The following is a 17,765-nucleotide window of genomic DNA, read 5'->3' as shown; positions in this document are numbered from 1 at the left end:
ACGTTCCGGCCTACGCGTGACCAGCTCCCCGGTCCTCCGGAAGCTCCAGGACCTCCGCATCGGGTTTGGCCGGCTCGCCCTGCGCCCTGCGCTTGAGCCCCGCGACGCAGATGTTGCCCGGCCTGAGGGACTCGATGTCCACGTCGGAGTCCGTGGACTCCAGGTAGCCGCGCATCATGCCCAGGTGCACCTGGCAGATGGTGGCCAGCGTGGGCTGGCTGACGGAACGGTAGGGGCAGCTGTGGAACTCGACGGCCCCCTCGTCGGGGGTCTGGATGGCGAAGCCCATTCCCGCGGTGTGCTCCAGCAGCGCGCCGAGCCCGTCCTCGCCGCGACGTGACCCCGAGCCGTCGGCAGCCACCTCCTGGCCCCACGCCCGGCCGACGTCCTCGGCCACCCGCCCCGGGTCCGGCGCGTTCTGGATGAGCTGGCGCACCAGCACCTGTGTCAGGTCGCGCAGGTGGTTGCCGTCCACCACGGGCGCGGACTCCGTCGAGTGGTAGAGCGTCTTCGGGCGGCCCTGCCCCTTGGGTGGTTCGTGGCTGCGGGTGGCGTAGCCGGACTCGACGAGCGCCTCGAGGTGGAACCGGATGGTGTTGGAGTGGAGGTCGAGGTCCTTGGCGAGCGCGGAGACACCCACCCCACCCTCGATCTCGGTGAGGCGGTTCAGTACGCGGGCGCGCGTGGGCCCCAAGCCGTGTCCCGCAGTTTCGTTCGCCACGCCCTTCATTGTGCCCCGCAACATCGATTTTCACGAACATATTGGGGAATCCAGCTCCTGATTTCGAGTCTAGGCTGGACGGGTCGAAGGGGAGGCGCCATGGAGAAGTACGACGTCAGGCGTGAGTTCAAACACCTCTACGCGCCCGGCGCCAAGGACTTCGTCGAGGTGGAGGTCCCGACGTTCGGCTACCTCGCCGTCGAGGGCAGCGGCGACCCGAACACCTCGGCCGCCTACTCGCAGGCCATCGAGGCGCTCTACCCGGTGGCGTACGCGCTGAAGTTCGCCGGCAAGGCCCAGGGCCGCGACTGCGTCGTCGGGCCGCTCGAGGCCCTGTGGTGGGCGCAGGACATCTCCACCTTCCTCACCCGCGACAAGGATGCCTGGAGCTGGCGCGCGATGATCTCCACCCCGCCCTGGACCGACGACGCGGCTGTGCGTGACGCCGTCGCCGCCACCGCCGCGAAGAATGACCTCCCCGGCCTGGAACTGCTCCGCTTCGAGCAGCTCACCGAGGGCCGCTGCCTGCAGATCCTCCACGTCGGCCCGTACGACGACGAGGGCCCCACCCTCACGCGTCTCCACGAGGAGGTCATCCCGGAGCGGGGGCTGCGGTTCAACGGTCACCACCACGAGATCTACCTCTCCGACCCGCGCCGCACCGCCCCCGAGAAGCTGCGCACCATCCTGCGCCAGCCCGTTGCCCCGGCCTGAAGGGGGCGTGCCCATTGACAGCGGCTACAGTGGCGACGTGTCAGAACTCGCAGTCCACAAGCCGCTGGTAGACGCCTTCGGGCGCACCGCGCGGGACCTGCGCGTCTCCCTGACGGACCGCTGCAACCTGCGCTGCACCTACTGCATGCCGGCCGAGGGCATGGAGTGGCTCCCCAACGACAAGGTGCTCAGCGACGACGAGGTCATCCGGATGGTGCGGATCGCCGTCGAGACCCTCGGCATCGTCAAGGTCCGCTTCACCGGCGGTGAGCCCCTGCTGCGCAAGGGCCTCGAGGAGATCGTCGCCGCTGTCTCCCAGTTCCGCACCGTCGACGGCGGCCGGCCGGAACTGATGCTCACCACCAACGGCCTGGGACTCGAGCACCGCGCCGGGGCGCTGAGGGAAGCCGGCCTGGACCGGGTCAACATCTCCCTCGACTCCCTGGAACCCGAGCGCTACGCCCGTCTGGCCCGCCGGGACCGGCTGCACGACGTGCTGGCCGGCATCGAGGCCTCCGCGGCGGCCGGCCTCACGCCGGTCAAGGTGAACTCCGTGATCATGCGCGGCCAGAATGAGCAGGACATCGTGCCGCTGGCCGACTACTGCCTGCGCCGCGGCCACCAGCTGCGCTACATCGAGCAGATGCCGCTGGGCCCCCACGACCAGTGGGACCGGACCGACATGGTCACCCAGACCGAGATCCTCGACGCCCTCTCCGAGCACTACACCCTCACGCCCGCCTCCACCCCGCGCGGCGCCGCCCCCGCCGAGCTGTGGGACGTCGCTCCCGACGCGGACCAGGCCGGCGGGCGGATCGGCGTGATCGCCTCGGTCACCAACCCGTTCTGCGGCTCCTGCGACCGCACCCGCCTCACCGCCGATGGCCAGATGCGCAACTGCCTGTTCTCCCGCACCGAGACCGACCTGCGAGGTCCGCTCCGCGACGGCGCCACCGACGAGCAGATCGCCGAGCTCTGGCTCGGGGGGCAGGCGTCCAAGCTCGCCGGGCACGGCATCGGGGAGCCGACGTTCCAGCAACCGGAACGCAACATGAGCGCCATTGGAGGCTGACATGGAGATCCGATTCTTCGCCGGGGCCGCCGAGGCCGCGGGCACACCGTCGCGAATCCTCGACGTGGCCCCCGAGCAGACCATCGACTCCGTCGTGCAGCGGGTGGTGGGCGACGACGAACGCCTCGCCAAGGTGCTGGGCGCCAGCTCCCTCCTGCTGGACGGTGCCCGAGTGCACGATCGCACCGCATCCGTCGGTGCCGCCGCGCAGCTGGACGTGCTGCCGCCCTTCGCCGGCGGCTGACGCAGCGCCGTTTGGCTCCAGGCATGCGCCGGGCCTGACTACCGGCGTGACAGGATCTCGCGACACGCCGAGGGGCGTGCCCTCCGATGCAGAGAAACCGGTTGCTCGCGAGCGCTGGTCACGGTCGGGTCAGCGACCCTGTCCCGCGCCGGCAGCCGGATCCAGTACGCGCACCAGTGCCGCAGTCCAGCGGTCCGGCTGCGCGAGCGGCGCCAGGTGGGTGCCGTGGGGGAGGACCACCAGCCTGCCGTGCGGCGCGGCGGCTGCGAAGGAGCGCTCCTGGAGCCTGAGTTGGTCGAAGCGGCTGCTGAGGATGGTGACGGGGACGTGGATCCTCGCCAGGTCTGACCGCAGGTCCCACCCTGCAACCGCGGCCAGTGCGGAGCGGACGGCGTCGTCGGAGGCGGTTCCGCCGCGGACGTAGGCTGCGGCGCCGGCCTCTCCGAGCAGGCGTCGCAGCAGCGGGCCACCCGCTCGGGCCGGTGCTCCGGGCAGGCCGTGGAGCGCGCGGATGCCGAGGCCGTACAGGCCCGCCGTGCGACGTCCCGGCTGCGTGGCGCAGTTCACCGCCACCAGCGATTCCACGTGCTCCTGAGCCGTGGCGGCAGCGTGGATCGCCACCATCCCGCCCAGTGAGCAGCCAACGAGCGCCACGCCCTCGCCCTCGTCGGCTGCGGCCAGCGCGTCGGCCACCACTGCGACGGCGGTGTCGGGAGTGAACGGATCATCACGGCGGGTGCCGTGGCCGGGCAGGTCCGGGGTGTGCACGCTCCGACCCGTGGCCTTGAGGATGGGCAGTTGCTGGTCCCACATCGTCGACGACGTGCGCAGCCCGTGCACCAGCACCACGGGGAGGGGAGTCACGGGTCGATCCTACGGGTGGGGACGTCCGCGGGCCGGTGTGGCGGACAGGCGCGGGGTGGTTTCGACACGGTCCGGCTCGTTCCTCGCGCGGACCTGCTCAACCGACGAGGGGGGCGGACCTGTTCAACCGACGAGGGGGCGGACCTGCTCAACCGACGAGGGGGCGGACCTGCTCAGCCGGCGGCGGGCTTGCGCGCGGGGTCCGTGGTGGCCGGCGAGGTGGCGATGTCGATGGCACGGGCGAGCGCGGCGTCGGCATCCTCGCCCTTCGCGACGGCCATCCCCACGGCCAGGCCCACGCCGTAGGCGGTGACCGGCACGGCGGGGCGGGCGACCTCCTTGGAGACCACGGCGGCGAGCTTCAGGATCTGGTCCACGTCGAAGGGTGCGTCGGAGATCCTGAGTTCCTCGGCCAGCACGTCGCGCCAATTGTGGACGCGCTCGACGACGCCCGGGTCGTCGCGACGTTCCCGCGGGAGTTCGATGCCGGCCTCGATGGCCTGTTCGGGGGTGTCGACGTCGGCGATGAGGTCGTGGTCCACGACGACCCGGGCCAGGTTCAGCAGTTCGCCGAAGCTGCGGACGGACGCGCCGCGCACCCGACCCAGTTCACCCAGGGCCCGGCGCAGCGAGCCGAGGCGGTAGCGGCCGAACAGGTACTGCGGCCAGCCCTGCTGGTCCTGCAGCACGACGCCGTCGGGGCCGGGGCGGGCGGCGCCGAGTTCACCGGCGGCATCGCTGACCGAGGGGGCGTCGACGGGCAGGACGATCACCTCCTCGGCGTCGGAGCGGTCGGACAGCTGTGCCACGCCCGCCGCGATGCCTGCGACGGGACCGCCGAAGGGCGGGTTCTCGAGCGTGAAGCGCACCTCGGGCCAGCGGGGAGCGGGTGTGAGTTCCACCTCCTGGGCCACCACGATGGCCAGCGTGGCGTCGGTGACGGCGTCGACGGCCCGCTCCAGCAGGGTGCGGCCCTCGAGGGTCAGCTCGCCCTTGTTGGTTCCCATGCGCTTGGAGCGCCCGCCTCCGATGATGAGTGCAACCGTCATGCCCACAGAGTCTATGCCCGTCGCCGCGAGCGCACAGGGATCAGGAAATACGGCATGGTCGCGTCACCTATTAAAAACCAAAACATTGTGAAAAACTCCCGGTGATTCACCTGAATTTCCCCATGACGAGTGTTTCGATAGGAACCATGACCACGGAATCTGCCCGTCTCGACGGACCCGCCAGCGATGCCCTGCTCAAGATCGGAAAGTTCTTCACCGGATGGGACGAGACCCCCGACGGTCGCGCCGTGTTCCGTGAGGGCGGCCGTGCCGGCGACGTGTTCTACCGCGACCGATGGAGCCATGACAAGGTGGTCCGCTCCACCCATGGTGTGAACTGCACCGGCTCGTGCTCCTGGAAGGTCTACGTCAAGGACGGGATCATCACGTGGGAGGCGCAGCAGACCGACTACCCCAGCACCGGCGACGACCGCCCCGAGTACGAGCCCCGCGGCTGCCCGCGCGGCGCGTCGTTCTCCTGGTACACCTACTCGCCGACGCGGGTGCGCTACCCCTACGGCCGCGGCGTCCTGATCGAGATGTACCGCGAGGCGAAGGCCCGCCTCGGCGACCCCGTCGAGGCGTTCCGGGAGATCACCACTGACCCGGTCAAGCGCAAGCGCTACCAGCAGGCCCGCGGCAAGGGCGGCCTGGTGCGGATGACGTGGAACGAGGCCCTGGAGATCGCGGCGGCCAGCTACGTCAACACCATCAAGAACTACGGCCCGGACCGCATCGTCTCGTTCTCTCCGATCCCCGCGATGAGCCTGGTCAGCCACGCCATCGGCACCCGCTTCACCCACCTCCTGGGCGGCGCGATGACCAGCTTCTACGACTGGTACGCGGACCTGCCCGTCGCCTCCCCGCAGGTCTTCGGGGATCAGACCGACGTGCCCGAGTCCGGCGACTGGTGGGACTCCACCTACCTGATGATGTGGGGCTCCAACGTCCCCGTAACCCGCACCCCCGACGCCCACTGGATGGCCGAGGTCCGCTACCGCGGCACCAAGGTTGTCACCGTCGCGCCGGACTACGCGGACAACGTGAAGTTCGCCGACGAGTGGCTGCCCGCCCAGGCCGGCACCGACGGCGCACTGGCGATGGCGATGGGCCACGTCATGTTGAACGAGAACTTCGTCGAGAAGCGGGTCCCCTTCTTCGAGAACTACGTCAAGCAGTTCACGGACATGACCATGCTGGTCAGCCTCGTCGAGCACCCGGACGGCCACGGCCTGACCGCGTCCAAGTTCATCACCGCCGAGGACCTCGGGCAGGACGTCTCCGACGCCGCCTTCAAGACGGTGCTGTGGGACCGCGCCACCGGCGCCCCCGCCGTCCCGAACGGCTCCATCGGCTACCGCTACAACGACGACGGCCAGGGCAAGTGGAACCTGGACCTCGAGGACCTGGACCCCGCCCTCAGCCTCCTCGACGACGGCTCCGGTGAGGTGGAGTACGTCGAGATCGCGCAGCCCTGCTTCGAGGACCCGCGCGGCGAGGGCTCCATCCTGCGCCGCGGCGTCCCCGCCAAGCGCGTGGCCGGCAAGCTCGTCACCACCGTCTTCGACCTGATGCTCGCCCAGTACGGCGTCGGCCGCGAGGGCCTCCCCGGCGTCTGGCCCACCGGCTACGACGACGCAACCGTCCCCTACACCCCTGCCTGGCAGGAGCCCATCACGGCCGTCCCCGCCGAGGCCTGCCTGCGCACCGCCCGCGAGTTCGCCAAGAACTCCGAGGAGTCCGAGGGCCGCACGATGATCATCATCGGCGCCGGCATCTGCCACTGGTACCACGCGGACACCACCTACCGCGCCATCATGGCGCTGCTGATGATGACCGGCTGCATCGGCCGCAACGGCGGCGGCTGGGCCCACTACGTCGGCCAGGAGAAGGCCCGCCCCATGACGGGCTGGTTCAACATGGCCAACGCCATGGACTGGTCGCGCCCGCCGCGCACCATGATCGGCACCGGCTACTGGTACATGCACACGGACCAGTGGCGCACCGACGGCTTCTCCGCCGACGCCATCACCAGCCCCCTGTCCACCGGCAACCTCGACGGGCTGCACGCCGCCGACGCCCTCGCCAAGTCCGCGCGCCAGGGCTGGATGCCGTTCTACCCGCAGTTCGACCGCAACCCGCTGGACCTGGCCGACGAGGCGCAGGCCGCCGTCGATGCGGGGGAGGCCCCCGACGTCGGCACGTACGTGGCGCAGCAGCTGAAGGAGGGCAAGCTGGCCTCGGCCATCGAGGACATCGACGCGCCCGCCAACTGGCCGCGCACCATGATCCTGTGGCGCTCCAACCTGTTCGGCTCCTCCGCCAAGGGCAACGAGTACTTCCTCAAGCACCTCCTGGGCACCCACAACAACCTGATGCCCAACGAGCACGGCGCGGACCGCAGGCCCACCGACATCAAGTTCCACGAAGAGGCACCCGAGGGCAAGCTCGACCTCCTCATCACCGCGGACTTCCGCATGACGTCGTCGACGCTGCTCAGCGACCTCGTGCTGCCGGCCGCCACCTGGTACGAGAAGTACGACCTGTCCAGCACCGACATGCACCCCTACGTGCACGCCTTCACCCCGGCCATCAGCCCGCCGTGGGAGACCCGCACGGACTTCCAGCTGTTCCACGACCTGGCCGAGACCGTCTCGAAGATGGCCAAGGGCCGCCTGGACACCCGCCGAGACCTGGTGGCCGTGCCGCTGCAGCACGACACCCCCGGACAGGTGAAGCAGCCCGGCGGCATCGAGCGGGATTGGAAGACCGACGGGATCGAGCCGGTGCCCGGGGTCAACATGCCGCAGCTGATGGTGGTGGAGCGCGACTACACCGCCATTGCGGACAAGCTCGCCACCGTCGGCCCGCTCGCAGACCGGCTTGGCTTCACGGTGAAGAACATCACCTACGACGTCAAGCACCAGGTGCAGCAGCTGGCCGAACTGCACGGCGTCTACCCGAGCGGGCCCGCCGCCGGCCGCGCCGCCATCGACACCGACGAGCGCATGGCCGAGGCCATCCTGATGTTCTCCGGCACCACCAACGGCGAACTCGCCACGGCAGGCTTCCGGGACCTGGAGAAGAAGACCGGGCGCAAGCTCGCCGACTTCTCCGAGGGCTCCGAGGAGCGCCGCATCACGTTCGTGGAGACCCAGCAGGCGCCGCAGCCGGTGATCACCTCACCCGAGTGGTCCGGCTCGGAGACGGGCGGGCGTCGCTACGCGGCGTTCACCATCAACACCGAACGCCTCAAGCCGTGGCACACCCTGTCCGGGCGGATGCACTTCTTCCTGGACCACGACTGGCTCACCGACGCCGGCGAGAACATGCCGATCTTCCGGCCCCCGCTGGACATGTCGCGCTCCTTCGGCGAACCCGAACTGGGGCCGAACGGCGAGAAGTCCATCGTGCTGCGCTACCTCACCGTCCACAACAAGTGGTCCATCCACTCGGAGTACCAGGACAACCTGTTCATGCTGAGCCTCGGCCGCGGCGGACCGCAGGCCTGGCTGAGCGTGGCCGACGCCACCTCCATCGGGGTGCGGGACAACGACTGGATCGAGCTCACCAACGCCAACGGCGTGTTCGTGGCCCGCGCCGTCGTCTCCCCGAAGATCCCCGACGGCGTCGCCTACGTCCAGCACGCCCAGGAGCGCACCATCGACGTGCCCAAGTCCGAGGCCACCGGCAAGCGCGGCGGCATCCACAACTCGGTGACGCGCATCCTGATGAAGCCCACGCACCTGATCGGCGGCTACGCCCACCTGTCGTACGCGTTCAACTACCTAGGTCCCACCGGTGTCCAGCGAGACATCGTCTCGACGGTGCGCCGTCGCTCCCAGGAGGTCCAGTACTGATGAGAGTCATGGCACAGGTGTCGATGGTGATGAACCTCGACAAGTGCATCGGATGCCACACGTGCTCGGTCACGTGCAAGCAGGCGTGGACCAACCGCGCCGGCACCGAGTACGTCTGGTTCAACAACGTCGAGACCCGCCCCGGCCTCGGCTACCCCCGCACCTACGAGGACCAGGAGAAGTGGCAGGGCGGCTGGGTCCGCACGAAGTCCGGGCGCCTGAAGCTGAAGTCCGGCGGCCGGTTCAAGAAGCTGCTGAGCATCTTCGCCTCGCCCGTGCAGCCCGGCCTCGACGACTACTACGAGCCCTGGACCTACGACTACGAGAACCTGATCCAGTCCCCGATGATCGACGACTTCCCGGTGGCCCGGCCCAAGTCGCTGATCACCGGCGAGGACATGGCCATCAAGTCCTCCGCCAACTGGGACGACGCCCTGGGCGGCATCCACGAGACCATCGAGCAGGACCCGATCATCGCGAAGCTCCGCAAGGAGTCGGAGGCCAAGATCAAGGCGGAGTACGAGAAGACGTTCATGTTCTTCGTGCCACGCATCTGCGAGCACTGCCTGAACCCCTCCTGCATGGCCGCCTGCCCGTCGGGCGCCATCTACAAGCGCGAGGAGGACGGCATCGTCCTCGTGGACCAGGACCGCTGCCGCGGCTGGCGCCAGTGCATCACCGGCTGCCCCTACAAGAAGATCTACTTCAACCACCGCACGGGCAAGGCCGAGAAGTGCCACTTCTGCTACCCGCGCATCGAGGTGGGGTTGCCGACGGTGTGCTCCGAGACCTGCGTCGGCCGCCTGCGCTACATCGGCATCGTCCTCTACGACGCCGACCGCGTCACCGAGGCCGCCGCCGTCGAGGACCCGAAGGACCTCTACGAGGCCCAGCTGGACCTGATGCTGGACCCGCGCGACCCGGAGGTGATCGCCGCGGCCCGCGCCAGCGGCATCGCCGACGACTGGCTCGAGGCGGCGCAGAAGTCGCCGATCTACGCGCTGTGCAAGTACTTCAAGGTGGCGCTCCCGCTGCACCCGGAGTACCGCACCATGCCGATGGTCTGGTACATCCCGCCGCTGTCTCCCGTGGTGGACCTCCTGCAGGAGCAGGGCCACGACGCCGAGGCCGCCGGCAACCTGTTCGGCGCCATCGACGCGCTGCGGATCCCGGTGGAGTACCTGGCCGAGCTGTTCACGGCGGGTGACACCGCCGTCGTCACGGGAGTGTTGCAGAAGCTCGCCGCGATGCGGGCCTACATGCGAGACATCACGCTAGGCCGCCCCGGCGACGAGGAGATCGCCGAGGCCGTCGGCATGACCGGCGGGGCCATCGAGCAGATGTACCGCCTGCTGGCCATCGCCAAGTACAACGAGCGCTACGTCATTCCCAAGGCCCACGTCGAGCAGGCGCACAACCTGGAGGAGATGGGCTGCTCGGTGGACTTCGACGGAGACCCGGCCTTCGCCGAACCGTTCGGCGGCTCCTCCGGCAAGCCCGTGCCGGTCACCATCCAGAGCTTCAACGCCATGAAGGCTCAGCGCGACGACGAGAGCATGACCTGAGATGGCCGGCCAGATGCAGGTCTGCTTCCAGGCCGCCGCAATGGTGCTCCAGTACCCCGACGAGTCACTCCTGACCCGGCTGGACCTGCTGGAGCAGTCGCTGGCGGGCTCGCAGTCGGCCCCGCTGTTCGCACCGACTTTGGCGCACCTGCGCTCGATGCCGCTGCGCGAGCTGCAGGAGTTCCACGTCCAGGAGTTCGACCTCTCCCGCCGCCACGCCATGCACCTGACCTACTGGACCGACGGCGACACCCGCCGCCGCGGCGAGGTGCTGGCCGCCATCAAGCAGACCTACCGGGACTCGGGCCTGATCGTCGACCTCGACGGTGAACTGCCCGACTACCTGCCGATGGTGCTCGAGTTCGCCGCCCGCGGCGACACCGAGCGCGGCCTGGGGCTGCTGAACACCTACCGCGCCAGCCTGGAGCTGCTGCGGCTGGGGCTGCGCAAGGACGAGCTGCCGCAGGAGGGCGTGGTGGAGGCGGTCTGCCGGCACCTCGCCGGTCCGCTGGCCGGCTCGCGCGCGGACGTGCAGAAGATCTACGGCGCCACCTTCGTCGACGCCCCGCCGATCGAGCAGGTCGGCCTCGAGACCTATCAGATCCAGACAGGCAGGCCAGTGTCATGACTTTCTTCATCTGGGGAGTGCTCCCCTACGTCGTGCTGCTCATCCTCATCAGCGGGCTCACGTGGCGCTACAAGTACGACCAGTTCGGCTGGACCACCCGCAGCTCGCAGCTGTACGAGTCGAAGCTGCTCAAGATCGCATCCCCGATCTTCCACTTCGCGCTGCTGGCGGTGCTGATCGGCCACATCGTCGGCCTGCTGGTCCCGAAGGCGTTCACCGACTGGATCGGCCTGACACAGGAGATGTACCACTTCGGCGCGTTCTACGGCGGCGGCCTGGCGGGCCTGGCGCTGGCCGTCGCGCTCGGCATGCTGATCTGGCGCCGACGCCGCACCGCCCGGGTGTTCAAGGCCACCACCGCCAACGACAAGGTGATGTACTTGGTGCTGGCCGTCGTGATCGTGCTCGGCCTGCTGGCGACGTTCACCGGTGAGACCCACCCCAACGGCGACCACCACAACTACCGCGAGACCGTCTCCGTCTGGTTCCGCTCGATGGTGATCTTCCAGCCCGACGTCGCCCCCATGGCCGCGGCGACGTGGCAGTTCAAGGCGCACGTCTTCTTCGGACTGTTCCTGTTCGCCATCACCCCCTTCACCAGGCTCGTGCACGCGTTCACCGCCCCCGTGCACTACCTGTTCCGCCCCTACATCGTCTACCGCTCCAGGGACCAGGTGAAGGCCAGGCAGGTATCGGCCGGCGGCCGCGGCTGGGACCCCGTGGGGACCTCGGACCGTGACAAGGGACGTCGCTGACCAGACCCCGGTCGAAACTCCAGATGTCGACCCTGCGACAATCTCCGAGGCTCCGGCCCCCGAGGGTGCCTGGTCCAGGGAATCAGAGCTTCGAGGAGTGTGACTCATGACCAGCACGACTGTGTCCAGGAAGGGCGCCGGCCGCGTCCTCACGATGTCCAGCATCGCGTTCACCCTGATGTTCGCGGTCTGGCTGATGTTCGGAATCCTGGGCGTGCCCATCCAGGAGGAGCTGGGGCTCACCGACGTCGAGCTGTCCTGGATCTCTGCCTTCGCCGTCCTGAACGGCTCCATCTGGCGCCTGCCCGCCGGCATCCTCACCGACCGCATCGGCGGCCGCAAGGTCACCCTCGCGATGCTGTTCGTCGTCGCGATCCCCGCCTACCTCGTCTCAATCGCCGACAACTACGGGATGCTGCTGTTCCTGGCCTTCCTCGTCGGCTTCTCCGGCAACCTGTTCTCCGTCGGCACCGCCTGGAACGCTGCCTGGTTCGGCCGCGAGCGGCAGGGACTGGCCCTGGGCGTCTTCGGCGCGGGCAACGTCGGCGCCTCGGTCACCAAGTTCATCGGCCCCCCGCTGATCGCCGCCACCTCCGGTGCCACCTTCTTCTTCGGCGTCCAGGGTGGCTGGCGCCTGGTGCCGGTGATCTACGCGGTGCTGCTGGTGCTGGTCGGCATCGCCACCTGGGTGATCGTGCCCCGGCAGGACATCGCGCCCGGCTCCGCCAAGCCCATCAAGGAGATGCTCGCCCCGCTGCGGCACGTGCGGGTGTGGCGCTTCAGCCTCTACTACGTGGCGGTCTTCGGCGCCTACGTCGCCCTCTCGGCGTGGCTGCCGAAGTACTACGTCGACAACTTCGACGTCACCCTCACCGTCGCCGGCCTCCTGACCGCCACGTTCATCTTCCCCGCCTCGCTGCTGCGGCCCGTGGGTGGCTGGATGGCCGACCGGTGGGGAGCGCGTCGGGTCATGTACTGGACGTTCGGGATCATGCTGGTCACCTCCGGCGTCCTGATGATGCCCAACGGCCACATCGTCATCTCCCACGCCGACGGCTCCACCTCCGAACACCTGGCCTACCGGCTCTCGCTGTGGGCGTTCGTCGTGCTGGTGTTCCTGCTCGGGTGCGCCATGGGCTTCGGCAAGGCCGCCGTGTTCAAGCACATCCCCGAGTACTTCCCCGACAACGTCGGCTCCGTCGGCGGCCTCGTCGGGATGCTCGGCGGGCTGGGCGGCTTCTTCCTGCCGCCGCTGTTCGCCTACACGAAGGAATGGTCGGGGTTCCCCACCAGCACCTTCTTCGTGATCTTCCTCGTAACGGCTGTGTGCGCCGTCTGGATGCACTTGACTGTGGTGAGGATGCTCGACGACAAGTCGCCGGACCTGGCCGGCGCGATCGAACTGCCGATTGAGGAGGCCGCGAAGTGAGCACCAAGCACGAGACCGAAGGGGACTGGCTCAAGAGCTGGGACCCCGAGGACGAGAAGACATGGGACAAGAAGCTCGCCTGGCACACGCTCATCATCACCACCTTCTCGCTCACGATGTGCTTCGTGGCGTGGTTCCTGCCCAGCGCCATCATCCCGAAGCTGCGGCCGCTGGGTTATGACTTCTCACCGTCGCAGCTGTACTGGATGGCCGCCATGCCCGGCCTGTCCGGTGGCGCGTTGCGCATCCTGTGGATGATCCTGCCCCCCAAGATCGGCACCCGGAAGCTGGTCACGCTGACCACGCTGCTCCTGCTGCTGCCCATGCTGGGCTGGGCGTTCGAGATCACCAACCCCGACGTCCCGTACTGGCGCTTGATGGGCCTGGCAATCCTGTCCGGCATCGGTGGTGGCGCGTTCTCCGGGCTGATGCCGTCCACGTCGTACTTCTTCCCGAAGCGGCTGCAGGGCACGGCCCTGGGCCTGCAGGCGGGGATCGGCAACTTCGGCGTCTCACTGGTGCAGCTCCTCACGCCTTGGCTGATCTCGTTCCCGCTGTTCGGGTTCGCGTTCTTCGACAGGGTGGGCTCGGACTTCCTGAAGAATTTCGGCTACGCCATCTTCCAGAGCCACACCATGACCTTCACCGGCAAACCCGACGTGCTGGTCTGGTACCAGAACTCGGCGCTGGTCTACCTGCCGTTCGTGATCGCCATCGCCATCTGGGCCTACATCGTGCTCAAGTCCGTGCCGATGAAGGTGAGCATCAAGCAGCAGTTCGACATCTTCGGCAACATCGACACCCACCTGATGACAATCCTCTACATCATGACCTTCGGCACCTTCTCCGGGCTGGCCGCACAGTTCGGGTTGATGATGGAAAACATGTATGGGCAGTACAACGAGCTGATCGTCTCCGGAGACAACCTGCTGGTTGCCGGCTACCAACTGCCTGACGTCGTCAACTACATCTTCCTGGGCCCGCTGGTGGGTGCAGGTGCGCGCATCCTGTTCGCACCGCTGACCGACAGGATGGGCGGGGCCATCTGGACGCTGATCTCCGGGATCGGCATCCTCGCATCCATCCTGTTCACCATCCCCTCGCTGACGCCTGATGTCTCCTCGGCCGAGTCGCTGACCCGCGGCTTCTACTGGTTCCTGTGGGGCATGATCGCCATCTTCTTCTTCACCGGAATCGGCAACGCCTCCACGTTCAAGCAGATGCCGATGATCTTCGAGAAGCGGCAGGCCGGTGGCGTGATCGGCTGGACCAGCGCCGTCGCGGCGTTCGGCCCGTTCCTGTTCGGCGTCGGCCTCACCATCATGAGCCCCACCGCCTTCTACTGGATCGGTGCCGCCTGGGCCGTGATGTGCATCGTGATCACCTGGGTCCGCTACGCCGGTCCCAACGCGCCGAAGAAGGGCTGACCCCCCGCCCCGACGCCGCCCGGCCGCGTGCCGGGCGGCGTCGTCGCACCTACGCTGGAGTCACCCGCCCGAGAGGAACCCAAGTGAGCCAAGACTTCGTCCGCCTCGCCGAGATCTCCGACGTCCCCGTCGACACCGCCGCCGTCGCCGCCCTGGTGGACGACCCCCGCGCCGGCGCCGTCGTCACCTTCGTCGGTGCCGTCCGCAACCACGACGGCGGGCGCGACGTCACGTCGCTGTCCTACTCGTCCCACCCCTCGGCGGAGGATCTCCTGCGGGAGGTGGCCGAGTCCTTCAGCGGCCGGGAGGGTGTGCACGCCGTCGCGGTGGTGCACCGCGTGGGGGAGTTGGAGATCGGTGACGTGGCGCTCTTCGCCGTGGTGGCCGCCTCGCACCGTGGGCAGGCGTTCAGTTGCGCCTCGGACCTGGTCGACCACGTCAAGGCTTCCGTGCCCATCTGGAAGCACCAGCACTACGTCGACGGCACCTCCGACTGGTCAAACCTGCCGTGACGACGGCGCGGGCTCGGTCCCGCCGCCGCGCAGATAGGGCTGAAACGTATCAATAGTACGTCCCGCCCCCGTCTAAGGTGAAGGAACGACCAGTTGAGTTTTCCACAGGGGGGGCGCAGCCCGTGACGGATCGCCTGCTTGGACAACCAGAGTGTGGGTCATGCGGACCCGACAAGAGCCAGACCGCGCACTGATGAGACTCGCACGCACCCAGGCGGGAGTCCTCACGCGCGCCCAGCTGAGGCGGCACCAGAAGTCCCGCAAGGTCCGTGAACGCTGGGCCAGGGGCTGGGTGACGCTGGTGCCCGGCTTCTACTGCACGAAGGAGCCGACATGGCACAGCTGGTGTTGGGCCGGACTGGAGCGTGGCGGCTCAGGGGCTGTGGTCGGTGGTGCTGCGGCCGGGCACCTGCACGGTTTCGTGAAGGAGCCGCCGAAGCGCATCACGATCTTCCACACAAGACAGCGACCCCTCGCGGGCATGGGCGACGGCGCGGTCCGGGTGGAGCTGTGGCGGGGCACCCGCGCGGGGCGGGGGACACCGCCGCGGACGTCGGTGGAGGTGGCCATCCTGGACTTGGCTGGGGAGTGCGACGAGGACGCGACGATCATGGCGGCCACGCGGGCCATCGCGGAGGGCATGACCACGCCGTCGCGGATCGTGGAGGAGTTGCAGGGGCGCCGGGCGGTGCGGCACCGGCGGGTGCTGGAGCGGGTGTGCGAGGAGGCATCGAAGGGCATCGAGTCGGTGCTGGAGTGGCGGTTCCTGGAGCTAGTGCTGCGGGCGCACGGGCTGCCGTTGCCCACCCGGCAGGTACCTGTGGTGGAGCACAGCCGCTCGGACAACGTGTGGGACGAGTTCGGGCTGCTGGTGGAACTGGACGGCCACCTGGGCCATGAGGATGCGTTCCGGGACATGGACCGGGACAACCGCGCAGCCCTCAAGGGGTACACCACCCTGCGTTACGGCTGGCACGACGTCGTGGAGCGGCCGGCGGAGGTGGCCGCCCAGATCAGGAAGGCACTGGCGGCGGGAGGCTGGGTAGGCGCCCGGGCGGGCCGGTGACGGTCCCATGCTGGACTGGGACGCAGCAGGAGTGGATCGGATCCCGACGAGGCCCAGCACCACTACCCGAGTGCGAGGACAGCGGGCGGAGTCCCAGCCGATTTGGCCACCGCTATCCTCGGGACCGGAGCCGATGGAGGAGGAGCAGTGCGCACGGTTGAGGAGCACCAGGGGGCGGTGCTGGCGCTGGCGGAGCCGCTTGCGCCGTGCGAGGTCCCGGTGAAGGCAGACCCGACGACGGTGCTGGCCGCCGACGTCGTCGCCCGCTACCCGGTGCCCCCTTTCGACAACTCGGCGATGGACGGCTTCGCGGTACGCTCCGACGACACCGCCGAGACCCCCTGCGTGCTCGAGGTGGTGGGCGACGTCCCGGCCGGCAGCGCCTCAGACCTCACCCTCGCGCCCGGCCAGGCCATCCGGATCATGACCGGCTCGCCGCAACCCGCCGGGGCGGACGCCGTCGTACCCGTGGAGGACACGGACCAGGCACCCGGCGACCATCCGCTGCCGCAGCTCGTCGAGATCCGCGCCACCGTCGCGCCCGGGCGCCACGTCAGGCGCCGGGGGGATGACATCGAAGCCGGCCAGCTCGTGCTCCCCGCCGGGGCCCGCACCACAGCCGCAGCGGCCGCGGCGGCGTCGTCGGTGGGGCACGGGAAGTGGCTCGTGCACCCACGGCCGCGCGTGCTGGTCGTGGCCACGGGTACGGAGCTGGTGGCGCCGGGGGAGCCGATCGGCCCGGGCCAGATCCCGGACTCCAACGGGCTGCTGCTGGAGGGGCTGGTTGAGCAGTTCGGTGGGGTGGTGGCGTCGGTGCTGCGGGTCGGTGACGACCAGCAGGCCTTCCGCGACGCCCTCGCCGGGGCCGGCCGCGTGGACCTCGTGGTCACCTCCGGTGGCGTCTCGGCCGGGGCGTTCGAGGTGGTGCGCCAGGTGACCAGCGGCAGCGTCGAATTCGTGAAAGTGGCGATGCAGCCCGGCAAGCCGCAGGGCCTGGGCCACTGGGACATCGCCGGCCGCCGCGTCCCCCTGCTCGCCCTGCCGGGCAACCCCGTCAGCGTGTTCGTCTCCGCCTGGCTGTTCGTGCGCCCCCTGGTTGCGCACCTGGCCGGTCGGCCGACGACCCGTGCCACCCGGAGCTTCCCCGTGGCCGACGAGTGGACCACGCCTCCCGGCAGACGGCAGTATGTGCCCGTGGTGGTCACCCCCGCCGGGATCCGCCGCGCCCATGCCCTCGGTTCCGGATCGCACGCCATCGCGTCGCTGCACCTGGCCGATGCGCTCGCCGTCGTCCCCGCCGAAGTGGCAACCGTCCACGCCGGCGACGTCCTGGAGGTAATCGAGACCAATGACTGAATTCACCCACCTCGACGCCGCGGGCCAGGCCCGCATGGTGGACGTCACAGCCAAGCAACCCACCGTCCGCTCCGCCACCGCGCGGGCCAAGGTCACCTGCTCCGACGAGGTGGTCGCCGCCCTTCGCGACGGCACCGTCCCCAAGGGTGACGTCCTCGCCGTCGCCCGGGTGGCCGGGATCGCCGCCACCAAGAAGGTCCCTGACCTGCTGCCCCTGGCCCATGTCATCGGCGTCCACGGCGCCCGGGTGGACCTGGAGATCGTCGACGACGGGGTGGAGATCGAGGTGGAGACCCGCACGGCAGACCGCACCGGCGTCGAGATGGAGGCGCTGACCGCAGCCACCGTCGCGGCCCTCGCGATCGTCGACATGGTCAAGGGCGTGGACCGCAGCGCGGAGATCGTCAACGCGCGGGTGATCGCCAAGTCCGGTGGCCGGTCCGGGGACTGGCACAGGGAGTAGGCGAGGCTGCCTCGGATCCCGGGGCTGGTCAGGGGCCAGT

Annotated in this window: 16 protein-coding genes; 13 read left to right on the top strand and 3 right to left on the bottom strand. The window is 69.1% G+C overall.

The window, feature by feature from the left end; translation table 11 throughout:
• Window positions 1-10: 10 nt before the first annotated feature.
• Window positions 11-721, bottom strand: coding sequence for a helix-turn-helix transcriptional regulator (locus ACYU7G_RS01090; RefSeq protein ID WP_461103882.1), 711 nt, complete (start codon window positions 719-721; stop codon window positions 11-13).
• Between the two features lie 99 nt (window positions 722-820).
• Between ACYU7G_RS01090 and ACYU7G_RS01085 the strand changes: the two genes are divergently transcribed.
• The 3 genes from ACYU7G_RS01085 to ACYU7G_RS01075 are packed head-to-tail and all read left to right on the top strand — an operon-like array spanning window position 821 to window position 2,751.
• On the top strand, window positions 821-1,435 hold the full coding sequence (locus ACYU7G_RS01085; protein WP_461103880.1) for a GyrI-like domain-containing protein: 615 nt from the start codon (window positions 821-823) through the stop codon (window positions 1,433-1,435).
• A 37-nt stretch (window positions 1,436-1,472) separates the two neighbouring features.
• A complete protein-coding gene (gene moaA, locus ACYU7G_RS01080) occupies window positions 1,473-2,507 on the top strand; it encodes a GTP 3',8-cyclase MoaA (RefSeq protein ID WP_461103878.1) in 1,035 nt (344 codons plus the stop codon).
• Between the two features lies 1 nt (window position 2,508).
• Window positions 2,509-2,751: a MoaD/ThiS family protein gene (locus ACYU7G_RS01075; protein ID WP_461103876.1), complete on the top strand. Its 243-nt coding sequence runs from the start codon at window positions 2,509-2,511 to the stop codon at window positions 2,749-2,751.
• A 129-nt stretch (window positions 2,752-2,880) separates the two neighbouring features.
• On the opposite strand, the gene ACYU7G_RS01070 is transcribed toward ACYU7G_RS01075, so the two are convergent.
• Window positions 2,881-3,615: an alpha/beta fold hydrolase gene (locus tag ACYU7G_RS01070; protein WP_461103874.1), complete on the bottom strand. Its 735-nt coding sequence runs from the start codon at window positions 3,613-3,615 to the stop codon at window positions 2,881-2,883.
• A 173-nt stretch (window positions 3,616-3,788) separates the two neighbouring features.
• Entirely contained in the window at window positions 3,789-4,664 is an 876-nt protein-coding gene (locus tag ACYU7G_RS01065; protein ID WP_461103872.1) for an NTP transferase domain-containing protein, read from the bottom strand.
• A gap of 146 nt (window positions 4,665-4,810) precedes the next feature.
• Between ACYU7G_RS01065 and ACYU7G_RS01060 the strand changes: the two genes are divergently transcribed.
• The 10 genes from ACYU7G_RS01060 to moaC all read left to right on the top strand — a co-directional run bounded on the left by ACYU7G_RS01060 (window position 4,811) and on the right by moaC (window position 17,725).
• Entirely contained in the window at window positions 4,811-8,524 is a 3,714-nt protein-coding gene (locus tag ACYU7G_RS01060) for a nitrate reductase subunit alpha (protein ID WP_461103870.1), read from the top strand.
• A complete protein-coding gene (narH, locus tag ACYU7G_RS01055) occupies window positions 8,524-10,089 on the top strand; it encodes a nitrate reductase subunit beta (protein ID WP_461103868.1) in 1,566 nt (521 codons plus the stop codon). The genes ACYU7G_RS01060 and narH overlap by 1 nt, the downstream gene beginning before the upstream one ends.
• A gap of 1 nt (window position 10,090) precedes the next feature.
• Complete coding sequence (gene narJ / locus ACYU7G_RS01050) at window positions 10,091-10,717, top strand: nitrate reductase molybdenum cofactor assembly chaperone (RefSeq protein WP_461103866.1); 627 nt, start codon at window positions 10,091-10,093, stop codon at window positions 10,715-10,717.
• Window positions 10,714-11,472, top strand: a complete 759-nt coding sequence (gene narI, locus ACYU7G_RS01045) for a respiratory nitrate reductase subunit gamma (protein WP_461103864.1) — start codon at window positions 10,714-10,716, stop codon at window positions 11,470-11,472. The genes narJ and narI overlap by 4 nt, the downstream gene beginning before the upstream one ends.
• Before the next feature lie 106 nt (window positions 11,473-11,578).
• Window positions 11,579-12,901: an MFS transporter gene (locus ACYU7G_RS01040; RefSeq protein ID WP_461103862.1), complete on the top strand. Its 1,323-nt coding sequence runs from the start codon at window positions 11,579-11,581 to the stop codon at window positions 12,899-12,901.
• On the top strand, window positions 12,898-14,328 hold the full coding sequence (locus tag ACYU7G_RS01035) for an MFS transporter (protein ID WP_461103860.1): 1,431 nt from the start codon (window positions 12,898-12,900) through the stop codon (window positions 14,326-14,328). The genes ACYU7G_RS01040 and ACYU7G_RS01035 overlap by 4 nt, the downstream gene beginning before the upstream one ends.
• Before the next feature lie 83 nt (window positions 14,329-14,411).
• Entirely contained in the window at window positions 14,412-14,840 is a 429-nt protein-coding gene (locus ACYU7G_RS01030) for a molybdenum cofactor biosynthesis protein MoaE (protein WP_461103858.1), read from the top strand.
• A gap of 193 nt (window positions 14,841-15,033) precedes the next feature.
• On the top strand, window positions 15,034-15,906 hold the full coding sequence (locus tag ACYU7G_RS01025) for a DUF559 domain-containing protein (protein WP_461103856.1): 873 nt from the start codon (window positions 15,034-15,036) through the stop codon (window positions 15,904-15,906).
• Between the two features lie 147 nt (window positions 15,907-16,053).
• On the top strand, window positions 16,054-17,262 hold the full coding sequence (locus tag ACYU7G_RS01020) for a molybdopterin molybdotransferase MoeA (RefSeq protein ID WP_461103854.1): 1,209 nt from the start codon (window positions 16,054-16,056) through the stop codon (window positions 17,260-17,262).
• Complete coding sequence (moaC, locus tag ACYU7G_RS01015) at window positions 17,255-17,725, top strand: cyclic pyranopterin monophosphate synthase MoaC (protein WP_461103852.1); 471 nt, start codon at window positions 17,255-17,257, stop codon at window positions 17,723-17,725. The genes ACYU7G_RS01020 and moaC overlap by 8 nt, the downstream gene beginning before the upstream one ends.
• Window positions 17,726-17,765: the final 40 nt, after the last annotated feature.

It is taken from the genome of Tessaracoccus terricola (assembly GCF_054776555.1).
This window is presented reverse-complemented; position numbering and strand designations above follow the sequence as displayed.